The following is an 18,650-nucleotide window of genomic DNA, read 5'->3' as shown; positions in this document are numbered from 1 at the left end:
AGTTTATGAAAGTACTATTCCTTGCCAAAAAAGGCGACGACGCAAGTAGCTCGGCACTGAGTTACCTACATGATAAAGGCTTTGATGTTGAACATCATTTTGGCGAGTGGGGTGATAAATTACCTCACAGCGCAGCCCAATGGCGGGGAGATATTATTATTTCCTACCTTTCACGCTGGATAGTGCCACAAGCTTTGCTTGATAGGGCCAACATAGCCGCCATCAATTTTCACCCGGCACCGCCAGAATACCCAGGTATTGGTTGTAATAATTTTGCTCTGTATAACAACGAGAAAACCTTCGGCGTAACCTGTCATCACATGAAAGCCGCAGTTGATACAGGTGAAATTATCGCCACCAAAGAGTTCGACTTAGATGCATCAGACAATGTTGAAAGTATATTGAAGAGAGCATATGATGCGCAGCTAGCTCTTTTCCAAGAAGTGATAGATACCTTTGTAAAAGACGGCAAATTTGCGGTTGCAAACAAGCAATGGGCACGAAAGCCGTATACCCGAAAAGAGTTTGAAGAGTTATTTATCATCACTCCGCAAATGGATGCGGATGAAGTCCAACGACGGGTTAGGGCGGTGAGTTTTCGTCAATATCAGCCTTATATCAAGTTGCATGGTCATACATTTAAACTGGTACCTAACGAAGCACAATAATAGTGTGGTGAATTAACATGAATAAATTTAAAAACAGCGTTAGCAAACGTCAGCAAGGCTTTTCTTTGGTTGAGCTATTGATAGTGATGGTTATTATTGGTCTTTTGGCATCACTAGTCGGCCCGGCTATGTTTGGCAAATTAGATTCCTCAAAAGTAAATACTGCCGAAGCGCAAATGGATTTGTTAGCCACCGCGTTAGATACATATCGCCTCGATGTGGGGCAGTACCCAGAAAGCCTGCAAGGTCTAAGAGTGAGTGATGATAAACGCTGGGATGGTCCTTATTTGCCTAAAGATGTGCCTATGGACCCTTGGGATAACCCTTATGAATATAAGCGTACCAGTGAAGGGTTCGAACTTTCTTCTTTAGGCCGTGATGGTAAAGAAGGCGGCACTGATATTGACGCTGATATAATTTACTAAGTGACGTTTATGCGCGATTTAAGCAGTATCGTAAGCTCGGTATCACAAAACCCTGCTTTCCAATCAGAATACCCTAGTGGATTCAATAAGCTAACTAATGCTGAAGAGGTATTAGTTGGCTTTTCCGGTTTGAGTGAGGAGGAGGTCATTGCCGCAATTGCTGAGCATTTTAACCTTCAGCTTATTGATTACGGGAATGCGATAGATTTTATAGATGAGTTTAAAGTGCAAGATGCATTACATAACTCAGAGATAGAATGGACGTTTCTTAAAGGTAAAAACTGGTACCCATTAAGTAGGGAAGACGACAATCTTCACATTGTCACTAACCGACCACTGTGCAATGCCGCGAAAAACTTTTTGCGCTTAGCCGATGTGCAGTACACGCTCATAGTGACCGACAAAACTCTGTTACAAAGGGTTGTGTCTATTGTTGAAGGGCTCGAAAACGAAGCTAAAGAAGCAAGTGAAGAGCTAGAAAAAATCAGAGCGCTTGCATCAGAAACCCCGGTTGTGAACTTGGTTAATTCACTCATATCTCGGGCTCTTGATATGGGGGCCTCGGATATGCACGTAGAACCAACTAAAGAAGGCGGAATTGTCAGAGTCCGGGTAGATGGCTTGTTACACAAGCTTGATACTATCCCAGCCTCCCTTGTTTTGGCGGTTGTATCGCGCTTAAAAATACTCGCTGACATGGATATTGCTGAAAAGCGCCGTCCACAAGACGGTAAAATTGCGCTAAAACACAAGAACATTGATATTCGTGTGTCTTGCTTGCCGCTTAATAACGGTGAAAGTGTGGTAATGCGTTTCCTTGTTAAAGGTTCGTTGAAACTGGATTTAAATGATCTTGGTTTTCACCATGACTTAGTTGAGCACATACAACAAGACTTAGATCGCACCTCAGGGGTGATCCTCATGACCGGGCCTACCGGTTCAGGTAAGACGACGACGCTGTATTCATTCCTTGATTCACTGAACGACATTCATGAGAAAATAATTACTCTCGAGGATCCTGTTGAGTATGAAATCGAAGGGATTAACCAAATTCAAGTAAAACCTGATATTGGGTTCGACTTCGCTGCGGGTATTCGTAGTATTGTTCGTCAAGACCCTGATGTGATCATGGTCGGTGAAATTCGAGACAGTGAAACGGCGCGTATCGCCATGCAGTCAGCGCTAACCGGCCACCTTGTATTCAGTACCGTGCACACCAACGATGCACCCAGTGCATATGTCCGACTGATAGATTTAGGTGTTGATGAGTTCTTGCTAAATTCGGCGGTGGTTGCCATTTTAGCGCAGCGACTAACTCGTAAATTATGCGAGCACTGTAAAGAGCCTGACCCTCATGCCACAGAGCATATTGCAAAGTTAGAGCTTGATAAACTAGCGCAGCAATGTGGTATCGAAGATATAACCATAAACCGTGCTGTTGGTTGCGAACACTGTAAAGGAACGGGATATCAAGGGCGTTTAGCGATATTAGAGTATCTGCCGAATGTCGATCATATTAAGTCATTGCCGAAAGACAGTAATTTCGCTCTCAGTGCTGAGCAATTCATGCGTAAGCAAGGCTATCGTAGCCTTAAGCAAGATGGCCTATTAAAAGTACTGCAAGGGCAAACCACCATTGAAGAAGTCATGAGGGTTGCGGGCTAATGGCGACAAAGTTCAAGGCGACTTATCTAGATAAGCAGGGGCACAAACACCAGAAAATTATTCAGGCTGAGTCAGAAGCGCTTGCTTATAAATCCCTCACGGATATTGGTTTCTCACCTACCGATATTAAGCCTTTACGCAAAAAGTCCAGTAGCAGCTTGTTCGCGCCCAAGGTGAAATCCACCGACATTGAGACGTTAACTACAAACTTAGCCTCGCTACTGGGGAACGGCGTCAATCTAGATAAAGCCTTGGGCTTGTTGATGAAATCCGCCGACAATGAACAAGTTGAAGAGCTTTTACAATCATTACAAATTTCCGTGCGTGGCGGTGCAGCCCTTTCGAGTGCGCTAAAGAAGCACCCTAAGCACTTTGATGAGCTGTACATTAAACTGGTTGAGTTAGGTGAAGCCACCGGCACAATTGGTGAGGTCATGAAAGGCCTGAGTGAACAGCTGAAATTTAAAAACCAAATGCAAAATCAAATAAAACAAGCCATGTCATATCCGATGGTTATTGTGTTTGTGTGTATTGCATCTTTGGCGTTTATTTTGAAAGTCGTCGTCCCGCAGCTTTCGTCAATGCTTGACGGCAGTAAAGAGCTTCCTGTGTATACCGAGGCCTTGTTAGTTGCCAGCAATTGGATTAATTCCTCATATGGACTTATTAGTCTTGCTGTCATTGCAGCACTTGTCGCTATGCTGTTTACCTCAAGCCAGGCATTCGCCAAAGCGTTCCGCTCTAGGTTGTTAAAAGTATGGCTTAAAGCGCCGCTTATCAAAGGGTTGCACACTTTGGCTGAGCAGTCGCGCTTCACTTCGGCAATGTATGTGTCTTTACGTAGTGGGTTGAACTTAACCAGCGCAATGAAACTGGCTTCGAACACGTTAAGTAGCTTATCTCACCGAGCTCGAGTGCAGATGGCCTCTAAAGTCATCCAAGGCGGAGAGCGTTTCTCTAATGCCATAGAAGAGGCTAACGTTCTCGAGAGTATGGATATTGGCTATTTGGAGATTGGCGAAGAAACGGGCGACTTAGCCGGTGCCTTTGATGAGGTCAGAACACGAAAGATTGAGCAATTTAATTTAAAGCTCAATAGCTTGCTAAAGATTCTAGAGCCGATGTTGATTTTAGTCATGGGGGTCTTAGTCGGGGGCGTTGTAATTATTATGATGCTGAGTATTTTGAGTGTTCAAGATGTCACGCTCTAATCTGGGATTTACCTTAATAGAGCTGCTTATTGTTTTTTCGTTGCTTGGCTTAGCGCTGTCGTTTGTTGTGCCGTTAGGAATTGACCAGCTTGATAAAATTAGACAAAAAAGCGATGAAAAAACCACTCTCAGCCTAGCGCGAGCGGCGGTTGATTACGCTTTTTGGACAAACCAAGCGCAAACACTCACTTTTGACAACAACACCGTGATGCTAGCGCAAAATTCCGAGACAGTCCGAACACTGGAGTTAAATACTCAGGTGCAGCGCAAAGAAGAGTTCACTATCAGCCCCAGTGGCGAAATTACTGGGTGTATCGAAAGTGAGCGTTTGCAATTTTTGCAGCAAGCATTAACGAGCTTGGAGCTGTGCAGTGAACAATATTAAAGGCTTCAGCTTAGTTGAGTTGCTCGTAGCGGTAACCATTGCCACCATGGCGATAGCATTGACACAATTAATATACAGCAACTTCGTTAACTTCGAGATTAAAGCGAGTAAGCGGATCAATGAGCTTGAAAGTGTATTGACTCTACGTGACGAAATTATTATTGCGCTGGAAGACGAGCAACGCTCCGGCACCATAGAGTTACTAGGCAAGCAATGTAATTGGAGCAGCGAAAAGCGAGAGCAATACACCCCAAGCCGCTTTGATATAGACGCGGGTGGGTATATTAACAGCCGCTATTCATATCAACTGATTGATGTTGAATTTTCATGCGTCAAAGATGATGTAAGCTCACAAACGTTTAAATTTACTCACCTGTTATGGTTGAAAGATGCGCAGCAACAATAACGGCTTCACATTAATTGAAATGCTTATCTCAGTCACCATCTTAGCTATGGTGCTAACGTTGAGCTATCAAGCTTTTGGTCTGTATTTGAAAAATTTTGGCAGCACTAAATCCCTGATAAGTGGTGCACAAACAAACTTAAAGACGCAACTTAAGCTACGCTACTCCATAGCCAGCATGATGGATTACTATGTTGATGATGGCAGCGGTGAGACTATGCTGCTGTTAAGTACGCAAAACAATACCCTTCGCTACGCCTCGAATTACTCTGTACTCGGCTTTGGCAATGAGGTAGTGACTACACTGGCAATGAACGAGCAGCAGCCAAACGAGCTTGTTATTACTGAGTGTGACTTAGCCCAAAATTTAATATTAAGTATTTCTCAGCAGATCGAGCAAAGCTCATGCCGCAGTGAAGTTCTGCAGCAGCCTGTCAGTGACTTTACCATCACTGCCATAGAGGCAAAGCCGATAATAACCTTTGATGATATCAGTGAATCATACGTTGAAGCAGAGGCGCAGCACCTATTGCCGCGAGCGATAAAGGTTTCATACACCTACCAAGAGACCCAATACCAAAGTGTGTTTCGAACCCACATTAGAAACTTACCAAAGTACAAGCGACAGGTCGTCGAGTTTCATCAGGTGGGGATTTAACATGCTCAAGCGTCAAACAGGGATTGCCCTTTTTTCTGTACTGTTAGTGGTTGCCTCTCTCGCTGCGTTTTCTGCTTATTATTTAACGGTGACCAAGCAAAACCAGCTGCTGTTAGAGCGCATTCAAAATCGAATGCGGGCAGAACTAAAGGCCGACTCTGCGATGGCACAGTTAAAAATGGACATTATAAAAGGCACCGCTCGTAGCGCAGATATCAGTGTTGAGTCATTAAATTCATTCACCAATCAGCAAGAGCTTGATGCGCAAACAACCACATTTAATTACTATGGTGCTCCCTTTACCCTTAGCGATAATGTTCAAGCGAGTGTCTTAGATGTCGCTTCGTTGATCCCCTACAACAACCCAAAAGCGAGCATTATCGAAAGGTTGCTAATGCAGCTAGGGGAAAGTGAAGAAACCGCAACGCGTGCCTCTGAATGTCTGCAAGATTGGACCGACTGGGACGATTTAAAACGTCTAAACGGCGGCGAGTCATACAGTTACACTTCGATGAGCAAAGTGCCACCGCGCAATGCGATGTTGATGTCTAAAGCTGAGCTACAACTTATCTGTGGTTGGGATAAAGCGTTAGTTGATAAAGTGTCGCCTTATCTAACGCCGTATAATTACTTTGATTTCTATCCAGTCATGGCCGACCCTGTGTTAGTTGAAGCCTTTTACCAAGACCAAAGTGCGGCTGAAAAAGTATTGGATATGCGCTCACGCATGGCACCTACAGAAATAGCAAAACAACTGGAATCCCCCAACGCATTGGGCGTACGGTACACTCTCTCAGGCGCGTATCGCTTGCGTGTCGAGGCGCATGTTGGTAAGGTTTCGGCCTCCCGGGAGCTTGTACTTGACACTAATTTCAAGTATAAGAACGAACCCCCTATAAGCACGTGGCATTGGGTAGTAAATTAATATGCAATTTGATTGGCGAGCAAAGTTATTAGCGCGTTGCTATTACTTTGATGGACAAAGTGTTTATGATAGCAAAGGAAGTGAAGCCACTCATATTCCGGCCTACGCCGTGGTGTTTGTGACAAGCCAATGCTATTTAGCAGATCAGCGTCAACTACCTGGAACGGGTAAAGAGCTAGGTAAAGCTATTAAGCTGTATAAAGAGCATCAAAAGCCATTTCCTTCACCGCTAGTTGTTGCCGACAAGCAACAAAAAAAGGAAACAAGCTCACTTGTTAACTTTTTCTACCTGACCGAGTCAGCTGTTGCCACGTTGCAGCAAAAGTTGCAAAGCAGCTGCTTTATTATCCCTGAAGAATTACTTTTACAGCACCAACATCAGGGTGCCTATGAATTAGCATTTAATGGTTATCGTTTAAGTAGTGCGCAACTAGGCATGACCCAGACAGATAACCCACTTGAGCTAGGTGAATTGGTTAGCCAGCAACAGTACCAAGTCATCAATAGTGTCCAGCAGTGGCTGCAAATGCTGGTCGAGTTTGCTCAACCTAAGCATGTGTTATTGCTGGGTCAGTGCCAACTGGTAAAGCAAAATAAAAACTTTATCGAAAAATATGAACAAGCGCTCACTTTGACATTACTTGGGGTGTGCCTATACGGCGCTGCCAGTGCGGGGTTTCTTATCTATCAGCAATACGATATAGAGACCCATATGCAAGCGCAAAAGGAGCAACAGCAACAGCTGATAACAGCGCAAAGTGAATACCAAAACCAGCTTGATACCTACAACTCCATCCGGGCGCCATTTCAAACGCCGCCGCAAGTAGCCCTTGCTATCGCCGCATTAAGTGATGCCTACAAACAAGCGGAGTTCGATATCGAGCGGGTGAACTACACCAAAGAATTATTCCGGGTAACGGGTAAAGCAGAAGATGCGGTAGCCGTTTTTGAAGCCTTTAACCAACACCCGAATATGCATAATGTGGCGTATATCACCCCAACGGTAAAGCGCGGTAAGCTCGCCACGTTTAATATCTCCTTTACCACCACACCAGGAGAGGGGCTGTAGTATGGTGCCGTCATTTATTGATTACCTGAAAGAGAAAAAGCAGGTCCCTGGCAAGCAAGCTATGTATTTATACCTAGTGTTGCTATTAGCTTCGGCAAAGTTTATTGTGCAGCCTTTATTTGAGTGGCGCGCGGAGTTGGCGCAGCAAGTAGATTCACAATCCATGCAGCTTCGGGAGCTCAACTCTGTTTCTCAAGCACAAAAGGATTACCAGCAGGCAAGCGAACAGCTTAAGTCGACGATTGAAGTGGTAGATAAACATGTATTTAAAACCACCAGTATTCAGTCATTGCAGCTTCAATTGCAGCGCAAGATAGAGCCTATTCTGAACGAGCTTGAGCTCGAGCAGAAGCGCGCGAACTGGCAACCTATAGAACTCAAAGGGGACATAAAGGCAGTGAAGCTGTCCTTATCCGTAGATGGTCGCTCCAAAGGGTTTATGCAATTTGTAGAACGCTTGGAAAGCAACACTCCTAGGTTATTAGTCTCTGACTTTTTTGTCCGCTCTGTGGGGCGCAACGACAAGCTGAGTATCAATATAGGTATTATTGCCTATTACCGGGAGCAGTCATGAATCTCAAGTTTGTATTAGTAGGCCTTGCGGTTGCATTGATAGGCTTTGACTTATATTCAAATGTATTAACGGTAAAGCATGCTCCGAAAGAATATAGTTATGAGCTCAGTGCTCCGCAGCAACCCGCCGAGCAGGCGCTTGCCGAGCATCAATTTGAATATGATATCTTTGGCAAAGTACGTGAAGAGCAAGAGCAAACTCCGGTTGTACAAGGCCCTAGTGAAACCTTGCTAGGTAAATACAAAGTGGTCCTTAAGGCTATTTCGCTCGAAGAGCAACAGTTGATTGCACTTATCGATGTGCAAAATTTAGAAGAGCCACTGACGCAAGTAGGGAGCTTAAAGAAAATCAACCAAGGGCAAAAAATTGCTGGGTTTGATGTAAGCACAATTACCCTGAATAAGGTTGTATTCACCCAAGGTGAGCAACAGGCAGAAATTAAAATTTTTGATGGTGAAAATAATGGTTAGAGTTCGAAGTCTTGCACTAAGCGTGTTAACCCTTGCAATGCTGAGTGCTTGTGCTGTCACTGAGCGAGGCCAAGAGCATGAGCCGGTGAAAATAACAAAGTCAGCCCTCGCCAAAAAGCAGAGTACTGAGCAAAGAGACACAGTTAAATATCAAGACAGTGAGCGTCAAAGGCAAATCAAAGAGCTGCCGTCTGTTGCTTATGATGAGCGCGGCTTTAACAATGATATGTCGGTATTTATTCCGCCTATAGAGAATAAAGACACAGTCGTTAATGTGTCAGCTAATCAGCTGGCGCTGCCTGACTTTTTACACCTAGTCATGGGCGAGAATTTAGGCCTGAACTATGTGATTGATGATCAATTGCAAAAGTCGCGCGACACCATCACCTTAAACTTGCCTCAAGGGGTGAGCAAGGAAAAGCTGTATGAAATTACGGTGAACCTACTGCTTGATAAAGATATGATTATCGAGCCGCGCAATGAGGTGTTGTTCGTGATGCCGCGCCCACGTGATGCGCAAACTAAGCTGGCGTTAGGCGCTGGGCGTCAACTCTCTGATATACCAAAGTCTGATGGTCAAATTTTACAATTTGTACCCTTGGAATATGTCGATTATGGCTCGCTTACGCGTATTTTGAAAACCCTAACTAATGCAAATTTCAGATACAACAATACCCAAAATGCGCTATCAGTTACGGGCACGTATAAAGAAGTTGAGCAGGTTATAAAAATCGTCAACGCTTTTGACAAGCCATCATCGCGTGGTAAGTACATCCGCTTATTAGAGTTGGTGTATATCACACCCGAAGACTTTAAAGAGCAACTAACAACGGTGATGGATGCCGAAGGTTTAGCTACATCCGGTAGTATCGTGGTTACACCTATGCCACGTATGCGCTCAATATTAGTGCATACCTCCTCGAAAAAGTTACTCGATCGCCTAGAGTTTTGGACAGAGCAACTGGATGTACCGACATCCAGCGATGGTCGTCGCTACTTTACTTATTTCCCTAAAAATATCCGTGCCGAAGATTTAGGCGAGAGCTTAAAACAGTTATTTGGGTTAGAAGAATCAGCGTCGGTAGAAGAGACAACAACGCGTCGCAACAATAACAAAGCAGCGGGTCAAGGCGGCTATGTTTCTAACGATATCTCCATGGCGGTAGATAAAAATCAAAACGTGTTAATGTTTTATACCACACCATCAAAGTATCACGATGTTGTTGAGCTTATAGAGCAAATAGACATTCTACCGGGGCAGGTACTTATCGAAGCCGCTATCACCGAGGTGACCTTGGAAGGGAACTTTAGCTATGGCGTTGACTGGTCATTGGCCGATGGTGCCTTAATCGATGATACCAGCCCAGGCAAAGGCAGTTTACTTGATTTCAGTGGCGGTGGCTTGAGTTACACGCTTTCAGGGGTGGATTACTCGGCAACGCTTAACTTTTTGCAAGGCCAATCTCGGGTTAATATTTTATCGAAGCCGCGTATCTTGGTAAAAGATGGCTCGTCGGCAAACCTTAACGTGGGCACTGAAATCCCGTTATTAACACAGACCTCGTCTGATTTAGATGCATCTCAAGACCGCGTAGTGCAAAATGTTCAATACCGTAATACCGGTGTGACCTTAAATGTAACCCCCACCATTAACGCCCAAGGGGTGATCAGTGTAAAGGTCAATCAGTCTGTGTCCGAGGCCGGGGAAAACAAATTATCTGGGGTCGACTCACCCATCATTCTTAACCGTAGCTTCAGCACCGAGCTATTAGCCCGTGATGGCCAAACCATCGTACTCGGGGGCCTAATCAGTGAAAATAACTCGGACAGCTCCACGCAAGTGCCACTATTAGGTGATTTACCCTTAGTGGGCAATCTTTTTAAGAGCCAAGGTGATAGTTCGAACCGGGTAGAGCTGATTGTTATGTTGACGCCGCGTATTATTCGCAGCGATGACCACATTAACGAATTACTCGACGTAATGACACAAGAATTCAAAAGCTTAGTAATTGAATAAGTCTTTTATATTCAATGTGTTAGTGTGAAAAGTGAGAGTTGAAAAAATTTTTTTGCTTAAAAAAACGGCAAACAAACGTTTTCTACTGTTAATAGATTGTATTTCACAATCGATTGTTTTACTGTACTGGCCTGTATTTAAGTTATCACGATAACGAAAAAGTGTTTGACACCTTTGTCATAACTGGCTTAAATATAGTTGCCTTAATTTGATCAAAGGGCATTTTGGTTAACCAAAATATTCCGAATATTCAAGGAGAATATAATGAAATTTAATAAAGCTCTGCTTTCTTTGGCAGTTGCAGGTGCGCTAGCAACACCTCTTGCTGCTAATGCTGCGGCAAAGATTGTTGTAAATGACGCGAAAGTAGGTCTTCCTGCTGATACAGCGGCTCCAGCAAGCATCACTTACCCAGTTGCGCTTAACGCTTCTAACGTTTCTTACGGTATCAAGCCTAACTCATACATCGCCAGCGATGACGTTTCTGTTGACCAAGTATACGTACTTGACGACGGCAACTCTGTAGTAGGTCAGCGTGCAATCACTTTCAAAGGTGATATGCCAGCTTCTGGTCGTAAGTCAGTATCAATCGCTTACTCATCAGACGTACAGCTTCCGGATGAAGGTACATTACGTTTCCAACTTTCTGGCCCAGCAGGTGGTTTCAGCCCAGCAACAGCAAACAGCCTAGTAGTGCTAGCGCAAGTTGTTGACACAGCAGGCTTCGCTCCTATCGCTGCAACTGCAACTGTTGGTGCAGCAACTGTAGGCACTATCGCTTACGGTACAGCTGTTGCAACTCTTAACACCAAAGCAGATGGCTCAGGTCTTGCGCTTCCAAGCAACACTGACCTAGCTGCAGCTTTCACCGGTGCATCAACTGGTCACTTCGTAGAAGTAGGTCAATCATTTGACTATGCTGACGAAGACACAGATGGCGACGTAGATTACGTAACTATCCAGTTAGACACTGTTTCTGCACCAGTAGCAGCAGGTACTAACCTTAACCTAGCACTTGACGGTTATGAGCCAGTATATGCTGGTGCAACTGGCGTTGAGTGGATTCAAATCGACGACGGTGCTGATAACACAGCGGGTACTGCAGATGACGTATGGCGTGCAAGCTACGTGTCAGCTCCTGCAACTCCAATCGTTGACACTAACGGTGCTCCAGTTGGCGCGTACAGCAACGACGTTGGCGTACTTGAAGAAGGTGAAGCCCTTCCACGTCGTACTCAGTTATACCTAGCTAAGCCAACCACTGCAGATTACGCTCCAGTTGACTTCGTAGTAACTGAAGGTTCTAAGATTGGCGATAAGATTGATATCTCTATCCCAGAAGCGAAAAACACCGCAGGTGTTGATATCACTGCTGCACTAGCTGACGCTACTACTGCTGTGACTATCACTTCAGGCCTAATGGTTGACGTTGACCACGCAACTTCACAAATCGACGTAGAAGCAGAAGCTGGTTCACGTCTACAGTTTGTTGACGAAGCAGTTGATACTGACCTTGAAGCGTCAATCGCTGGTTTCGACCTAGAGAACGGTGCTGACTACGGTATCACTCTAAACGCAGGCGACAGCTGGAACCTAACGCTTAAGCGTAAAGACGGCGAGAACTCTGAAGCAGTTGAGTCAATCACTTTCAACGGTGTTGCGCTAACTGACAACGGTGACGGTTCTTGGACTACTGGCGACGTTGAGTTCTTGAACGCAGCTGATCCACTACTTAGCGGTGCAAACCTAGTAATCAACGTTGACGGTGAAACTATCCTTTACCCTAACGTTGAAGACGCAGTTGACTGGATGGCTGAGCTAACAGTAACTGATGACGGCGCTGACGGTAGCGAAGTAACTTCTGGTACTTACAACGTTCCAGTAGGCGACAACGCTGACGGCAAAACGCACACGTGGACTATCAATGGTCTACAGGCGAAAATCCCTTACCTATACAACATCAATGCTGACGACTGGTCTTCAGTAGTTAAGATTGTTAACGAAAGCGCAAACGAAGCAAACGTTTCTGCTAAAGTTATCCTTGGTGAGCTAGGTAACAAAGCGTCTGCAGTACTTGAGTCTGGTGATTACCAAACTGCTGTTGATGCAGCAACTGGTCGTCTAGAAGGCGGTTACACGTTCGATATCGAATCACTAGGTCACGTTCCTGCTGAAGGTCACCTAACGTTCGACGGTAAGCACATCATCGAGAGCCTAGGCCTAGATGCTGCGACTAACTACCACATCGAAATCGAGCTACTTGTTGAAGCTGCGCAGAACAAAGTACACGTTGCTGCACAGAACAAGAACCCGAACGGCCGTGCCGATTCACCAGTTCTTTACTTCATCAACCAAACTCAAGAAACTGAGTGCCGTAAGTTCAGCACTGAGACTGACGGTGGCGTAGCTAACGTAAATGACGTAGTAACTACTTGTGGTACTTACACTATTGACGGTCGTCAATGGCAGTAATTCCAAGTTAGTTTACTAACTTAAAAAAAGGCACCTACGGGTGCCTTTTTTATTGCCTTCATTGCAAATTCATGACGCAGGCGCTAAACTTGCCGCCGCATAAATGGATTTCGAGGCCAATCAAATAACCGTTATGTCTTTTCTTGAACCATTACTGGGTGCTCACCAATCCCACAAACGTTTATTTACACTTGCTGTTGATTTAAGTTTTATCGTTGCCGCATTTTGGGGGGCTGTTGCCCTGATATCGCCGATTACCACGGCGTTGGCGACACCGGCGAACTGGGTTGTGCTTGCTGCGGTATCACTGACCAGCTTAGCTATTTTTATTCGCATTGGTTTATACCGTGCAGTACTGCGCTATATCAGTAGCCGTGCTGTGGGCGTGGTGCTCAGCGCAAGCCTAGCCAGCACCCTGAGTTTATATGTGTTCTCCCATATTCTACCTTCAACCATTACCTGGCCATCGGTGTTAATTTATGCCTGTTATTTGTTGTTAGGCGTTGGTGGAAGCCGTGTTTTTATTCGCGCGCTAATTTCTGCCAAACAATTACAAGGGGTTGAGCCGGTCATTATTTATGGCGCTGGGTCTGCCGGACGCCAAGTGGCCACCGGACTGATAAATAGTGGTGAGTACCATGCCGCCGCTTTTATTGATGATGATGCCAGCCTACAGGGGCAGATGATCATGGGCATTAACGTTTATCGCCGTGATCAGCTCCCAGAGCTAATAAAAAGTAAGGGTGCAACCAAATTACTGTTAGCGGTTCCCAGCGCTACTCGCGCTAAACGTAAACAAATTCTCTCAGGGCTTGAGCCACTCAGTATTAAAGTGCTGACCATTCCCTGTATTGCCGATATTGTTGCCGGTAAGCACCGCATTGATGAGCTTAACGAGGTTGATGTCGCCGATTTACTGGGTCGCGACGCCGTTGATCCAGTCCCTGAGCTGATGCAGGCCAATATTCGTGACAAGGTGGTGCTGGTTACCGGCGCTGGCGGCTCTATTGGCGCTGAGCTGTGCCGTCAAATTATTGCTCAGCAACCCACACAGCTAATTTTATTCGAAGCCTCAGAGTTTAACCTTTACAGCATAGATAAAGAGTTAAACGGTATTAAGAAAGCGCAAAACCTTAATTGTACTATTACCCCTGTTCTCGGCTCAGTGCAAAATGCCGAGCGCATCGGCTCAGTGTTGCATCACTTCAATGTACAAACCCTGTACCATGCAGCAGCGTATAAGCATGTGCCTTTGGTTGAATACAACACCATAGAAGGGGTGGAGAATAACGTATTCGGAACCCTCAATACCGCGCAAGCCGCTATAACACACAAAGTAGAAACCTTTGTGTTAATTTCGACCGACAAAGCGGTTCGCCCCACTAATACCATGGGCGCCAGTAAACGCATGTCAGAGATGATCCTGCAAGCCCTTGCCAAGCACCAAAAGGGAACGCGCTTCTGTATGGTGCGCTTTGGCAATGTGCTGGGCTCTTCCGGCTCTGTAGTGCCTTTATTTCGCAAGCAAATCGCCAGTGGCGGGCCTATAACCCTAACCCACTATGATATTACCCGCTATTTTATGACCATCCCAGAAGCGGCGCAGTTAGTGATACAAGCGGGCGCGATGGGACAAGGCGGTGATGTGTTTGTATTAGACATGGGTGAGCCAGTCAAAATCAAAGATTTAGCAACCAAGATGGTGCACCTGTCTGGATTAGAAGTGCGTGATGACGCCAACCCTTATGGTGATATTGAGATTCAATGCACTGGGTTGCGCCCGGGCGAGAAACTGTATGAAGAGCTTTTGATTGGGGATAATGTACAAGGCACGACTCATGAGCGTATTATGACCGCTCAGGAGCAGTTCTTGCCTTATTCACAATTGCGTGTGACTTTAGAGCAGCTGCGTTTAGCATGCAATCAATTTGATTGTGAGCAAGTAAGAGCCATATTGTTAGCGGCGCCGTTGGAGTACCAACCACAAAGTAACTTGGTCGACTTGCTGTGGACATCATCAAAGAAATACGAATCAAACTATGTCAATTAAACAACAAAAACTAGATAAATTATGGCAAACGGCACAAAGTGCCTTCAATAGCAGTAACTACAAGGCTGCCATCTCGGCACTGCAAAAAATTCAAAGAAGCAATGCTGGCCTCTCGCGCCAAGGGTTATATTTATTAGCGGAGTGCCGCTTCCAACTACTCGACTTTAGTAAAGCGTGGGCTCTATTGGAGAATTTAACTGCTAAATATACCAATTTAACGCCCATTGAGCTTAATTTGAAAGGCAGAACCAGTTTCAAGCTGGGTGACTCGGCCTTGGCATCAGAGTATTTTGTTCAAGCCACTCAGGCCGGTAATGACTCATATGCCGACGCATCTCGTATCGCTGCCGCTGAGCTTTTTAACAAGCTGGGTGACTTTCAAAGATCAGTAGATGTGCTATTACCACTGCTAAGTAAATCAGATTTTTACCTACATACGTGTAACTTATTGATTGAAGCCTATTCAAAGCAAGGCCACAAACAAGACGCGCATGCGCTAGTGGAGCAACTAACGCAAAGATATCTGTTAGAAGGGTCTATTGAGCAGGCTCTACATGCCGCCTTAATGCTGATAGATGCAGGTTATTACGAGCAAGCGAGAAAGCTGCTAGAGAAAAGTAAACACGAACCTAATATCCTCAATGAAGTAGCTGAGGTATTGCTATTGGCTCATAATGGCGAGTATCAAAAGTGTGTGACAAAGTATGAGGCTATCCGTAGTGGCGATCATAAGGCAATCAATTATGATTTAGCTCGAGTCTATGACAAGCTTGGAAACTATGAAGAGTCATTCCAGTTAGTGCAACGTGCCGCTCAGCTTCATTTAAAAGAACGAACACTAACGCCACTAAATCGTCAAGCAGTTAAAAAGCTACTGACGAAAGTATTAGATAGACGCGAAAGCGGTGAAAAAGATAATACCGAGAGCCCAGTTTTCATGGGGGGCTTTCCACGCTCTGGAACAACGTTATTAGAAACAGCTTTAGATACGCAAAAGCAGCTTTATATTTTTAGTGAAGCCGATACTATGGCGCCGGTTATCGCGGCAATGTATAGCCAATACGGTTATACCTACCCTCAGGATTTAGCTAAGCTAGATGATGAAAAAATAGACTTCTTAAGAGGCGTGTATCTAAGTTATGCAAAACGTTACTTCAATAACGATGATGTGAAGCTTGGACAAATAGTCGATAAAAGCCCATACCATACCATTGCGCTGCCTCTGATTTTAACGCTATTCCCCAACGCTCGGGTGATAACGCCTATTCGTCATCCGTTCGATGTACTGTTGAGTTGCTTCAAGCAAAACTTCAGCTCCCATGCGTTCAATGACCTTTTATTGACGCTTGATAGTGCTACAGAGTTATATAAAACAACATTTGAAATGTGGCTTTACTTCAAGGAGCGAGTAGGGGAGAACTTTTTAGAAATAAAGTATGAAGACATTGTGCAAGATTTCGACAATCAAATGCAGCAGGTGTTCGACTTTATTGGTATTGAGGCTGATGACAGTTACAAAGAGTTTGATAAGTTTGCACGCGAGAAAAAGCATGTGACCTCAGCATCAAAAGGCCAAGTAACGCAAAAGCTCTATAAAGGGTCTATCAATACATGGCATAATTATGCAGATAAATTGTTGCCATACGCGCCACAATTAGAATCAATAGCCGCTCACTACGGTTATTCTTTATCATTTGACGACAAGTAGGAGCAGTCAATGGCTCGTCAATTTCAGGGATTAAATGCCCAAACGCATAAAAATTTACGAATTAAAAAAGACTTACCACTGAATTCACTAGAGAAACAGCAGGCTGTGCCGGTTGTATTATCGGAGATGCCAAAGCTAGCAGCTGAGTTTCCTTTAGTATTTTTACGCCAAAGTAATGGTGAGTTGGCCCCTTTTGCATTGTTTTCGCTTGAGCCACAGCGCAACAACTTCGTTGAGCAGGGCAAATGGCTGGCAAAGCGCACTCCATTAGCGCTGTTTAATCAACCGTTGATACTCAGCCAAACTAAGGGCAATGATTATATTGTTGCGGTTGATATGCAAAGCGAGCTGATCGCCAATGCCGAAGATGAGTCTACCGTCGCCATGTTTAATGATGATGGCTCTGAGACCGAGGCGCTTAAAGGCCGTAAACAGCATTTGGTACACTTCACCCAGCAGCAACATCAAACTCGTGAATTTACTAAGCTATTAGTGGAATATGAGTTAATTGAGCCTCGTCAGTTGGTGGTTGAGTCGCAAGGTGAGAAAAAAGAACTGCAAAGCTTCTTCGTACTTAACCAGAAAAAGCTCGAAGGTCTATCACAGCGTAAGTATATCGAACTTAAAAAACTGGGTGTGCTGTATCACTGCTACGCAATGATCATGTCACTAGAGCACCTGCCTAGTTTATTAGAAAACCAGTCGGCGTAAGGAAAGGTTGTCGTTTTGACTAAGATTACTGTCGTTGGCACAGGGTATGTGGGTTTGTCTAACGCCATGTTGTTGGCCAAACACAATGAGGTAGTGGCGTTGGATATAGACCAAGGCCGGGTAGAGGCCCTTAACAAGGGCGTCTCTCCCATTGTTGATGCCGATATTGATGCATACCTAGGTGATGCCAATATTCGCTTCCACGCGACTACGGACAAGCAAGCGGCTTATGCCGACGCGCACTTTGTTTTGATAGCAACACCAACGGACTATGACCCGCAAACCAACTACTTTGATACGAGCTCTGTGGAGTCGGTATTAGCCGATGTTCAGCTTTATGCTGCGAATGCGGTCGTGGTGATTAAGTCGACCGTGCCGGTGGGGTACACGCAAAGTGTGGCTGAGCAATTTCCCGGCTTACATGTCATTTTCTCTCCTGAGTTTTTGCGTGAAGGCAAAGCGCTTCACGACAATTTGTACCCTTCGAGGGTGATTGTGGGTGAGCGCTCACAAACCGCGCAATCGTTTGCTGATTTGCTTGTTGAAGGGGCAAAAAAGCAGGATATTCAGGTGCTGCTAACTGACTCCACCGAAGCTGAGGCTATCAAGCTATTCTCAAATACCTATTTGGCGATGCGGGTTGCTTATTTTAATGAGCTGGACACCTACGCAGAGACGCATGGCTTGAATACTCGTCAGATCATCGAGGGCGTTGGCTTAGACCCGCGTATAGGTGATCATTATAATAACCCGTCGTTTGGTTATGGCGGTTATTGCTTGCCGAAAGACACCAAGCAGCTTTTAGCTAATTATCAGGATGTGCCGAATAACCTGATTTCAGCGATAGTTGAAGCGAACCGCACCCGTAAAGACTTTATTACTGAGTCTATTTTGGCTAAAAAACCCAGCGTAGTTGGGCTTTACCGCTTAGTCATGAAAGCGGGGTCCGACAATTTTAGGGCCTCAGCGATTCAAGGAGTGATGAAGCGCATTAAGGCTAAAGGGGTCGAAGTAATTATCTTTGAACCAACACTCGAAGAAGATAGCTTCTTTAATTCTCAAGTCTTTAAAGACGAAGAGCATTTTAAAGCTCATGCTGATGTGATTGTTGCCAACCGGATGTTTGCATCTTTAAACGATGTCACAGACAAAGTGTATACACGAGATATTTTTGGCACCGATTAGCAAGCCGTTTCTCACTGGTGTTTAGCCCTAAAAAGATATTAGAATGGTTAGCAA

Annotated in this window: 17 protein-coding genes; all 17 read left to right on the top strand. The window is 45.0% G+C overall.

The genetic code is table 11. The features are described from left to right. Window positions 1–5 precede the first annotated feature (5 nt). The 17 genes from PRUTH_RS10765 to PRUTH_RS10685 all read left to right on the top strand — a co-directional run bounded on the left by PRUTH_RS10765 (window position 6) and on the right by PRUTH_RS10685 (window position 18,596). Window positions 6–668, top strand: coding sequence for a formyltransferase family protein (locus PRUTH_RS10765; RefSeq protein ID WP_151173249.1), 663 nt, complete (start codon window positions 6–8; stop codon window positions 666–668). 17 nt (window positions 669–685) lie between these two features. Beyond that, window positions 686–1,093: a type II secretion system major pseudopilin GspG gene (gspG, locus tag PRUTH_RS10760; RefSeq protein WP_045980376.1), complete on the top strand. Its 408-nt coding sequence runs from the start codon at window positions 686–688 to the stop codon at window positions 1,091–1,093. 9 nt (window positions 1,094–1,102) lie between these two features. Beyond that, window positions 1,103–2,758 carry a GspE/PulE family protein gene (locus PRUTH_RS10755; protein WP_045980375.1) on the top strand — a complete coding sequence of 552 codons (1,656 nt, stop codon included), beginning with the start codon at window positions 1,103–1,105 and terminating at the stop codon, window positions 2,756–2,758. Beyond that, on the top strand, window positions 2,758–3,969 hold the full coding sequence (locus PRUTH_RS10750) for a type II secretion system F family protein (RefSeq protein WP_045980374.1): 1,212 nt from the start codon (window positions 2,758–2,760) through the stop codon (window positions 3,967–3,969). The genes PRUTH_RS10755 and PRUTH_RS10750 overlap by 1 nt, the downstream gene beginning before the upstream one ends. Further along, complete coding sequence (locus tag PRUTH_RS10745) at window positions 3,956–4,354, top strand: pilus assembly FimT family protein (protein WP_045980373.1); 399 nt, start codon at window positions 3,956–3,958, stop codon at window positions 4,352–4,354. Before PRUTH_RS10750 ends, PRUTH_RS10745 begins: the two co-directional genes overlap by 14 nt. Further along, window positions 4,341–4,760 carry a prepilin-type N-terminal cleavage/methylation domain-containing protein gene (locus PRUTH_RS10740; RefSeq protein ID WP_045980372.1) on the top strand — a complete coding sequence of 140 codons (420 nt, stop codon included), beginning with the start codon at window positions 4,341–4,343 and terminating at the stop codon, window positions 4,758–4,760. Before PRUTH_RS10745 ends, PRUTH_RS10740 begins: the two co-directional genes overlap by 14 nt. Further along, a complete protein-coding gene (locus tag PRUTH_RS10735; protein ID WP_045980371.1) occupies window positions 4,744–5,415 on the top strand; it encodes a prepilin-type N-terminal cleavage/methylation domain-containing protein in 672 nt (223 codons plus the stop codon). The genes PRUTH_RS10740 and PRUTH_RS10735 overlap by 17 nt, the downstream gene beginning before the upstream one ends. Window position 5,416: 1 nt before the next feature. After that, entirely contained in the window at window positions 5,417–6,340 is a 924-nt protein-coding gene (locus PRUTH_RS10730) for a type II secretion system minor pseudopilin (protein ID WP_045980370.1), read from the top strand. 1 nt (window position 6,341) lies between these two features. Beyond that, window positions 6,342–7,409: a hypothetical protein gene (locus PRUTH_RS10725; protein WP_151173248.1), complete on the top strand. Its 1,068-nt coding sequence runs from the start codon at window positions 6,342–6,344 to the stop codon at window positions 7,407–7,409. 1 nt (window position 7,410) lies between these two features. Continuing rightward, complete coding sequence (locus PRUTH_RS10720) at window positions 7,411–7,983, top strand: GspMb/PilO family protein (protein ID WP_138508562.1); 573 nt, start codon at window positions 7,411–7,413, stop codon at window positions 7,981–7,983. Beyond that, window positions 7,980–8,453, top strand: a complete 474-nt coding sequence (locus PRUTH_RS10715; protein ID WP_045980367.1) for a hypothetical protein — start codon at window positions 7,980–7,982, stop codon at window positions 8,451–8,453. Before PRUTH_RS10720 ends, PRUTH_RS10715 begins: the two co-directional genes overlap by 4 nt. Continuing rightward, a complete protein-coding gene (locus PRUTH_RS10710) occupies window positions 8,446–10,470 on the top strand; it encodes a secretin GspD/PilQ domain-containing protein (RefSeq protein WP_170268935.1) in 2,025 nt (674 codons plus the stop codon). The genes PRUTH_RS10715 and PRUTH_RS10710 overlap by 8 nt, the downstream gene beginning before the upstream one ends. A 264-nt stretch (window positions 10,471–10,734) precedes the next feature. After that, window positions 10,735–12,942: a hypothetical protein gene (locus tag PRUTH_RS10705; protein WP_045980365.1), complete on the top strand. Its 2,208-nt coding sequence runs from the start codon at window positions 10,735–10,737 to the stop codon at window positions 12,940–12,942. Window positions 12,943–13,075: 133 nt separating this feature from the next. Continuing rightward, window positions 13,076–14,992, top strand: a complete 1,917-nt coding sequence (locus PRUTH_RS10700; RefSeq protein ID WP_257220921.1) for a polysaccharide biosynthesis protein — start codon at window positions 13,076–13,078, stop codon at window positions 14,990–14,992. Next, window positions 14,982–16,700, top strand: a complete 1,719-nt coding sequence (locus PRUTH_RS10695) for a tetratricopeptide repeat-containing sulfotransferase family protein (RefSeq protein ID WP_045980364.1) — start codon at window positions 14,982–14,984, stop codon at window positions 16,698–16,700. The genes PRUTH_RS10700 and PRUTH_RS10695 overlap by 11 nt, the downstream gene beginning before the upstream one ends. A gap of 9 nt (window positions 16,701–16,709) precedes the next feature. Next, a complete protein-coding gene (locus tag PRUTH_RS10690; protein ID WP_045980363.1) occupies window positions 16,710–17,411 on the top strand; it encodes a SapC family protein in 702 nt (233 codons plus the stop codon). A 15-nt stretch (window positions 17,412–17,426) separates the two neighbouring features. Further along, window positions 17,427–18,596, top strand: coding sequence for a nucleotide sugar dehydrogenase (locus tag PRUTH_RS10685; protein ID WP_257220920.1), 1,170 nt, complete (start codon window positions 17,427–17,429; stop codon window positions 18,594–18,596). The last annotated feature ends 54 nt before the right edge of the window (window positions 18,597–18,650 follow it).

It is taken from the genome of Pseudoalteromonas ruthenica (genome assembly GCF_008808095.1).
In the GTDB taxonomy this organism is placed as follows: Bacteria; Pseudomonadota; Gammaproteobacteria; order Enterobacterales; family Alteromonadaceae; genus Pseudoalteromonas; species Pseudoalteromonas ruthenica.
This window is presented reverse-complemented; position numbering and strand designations above follow the sequence as displayed.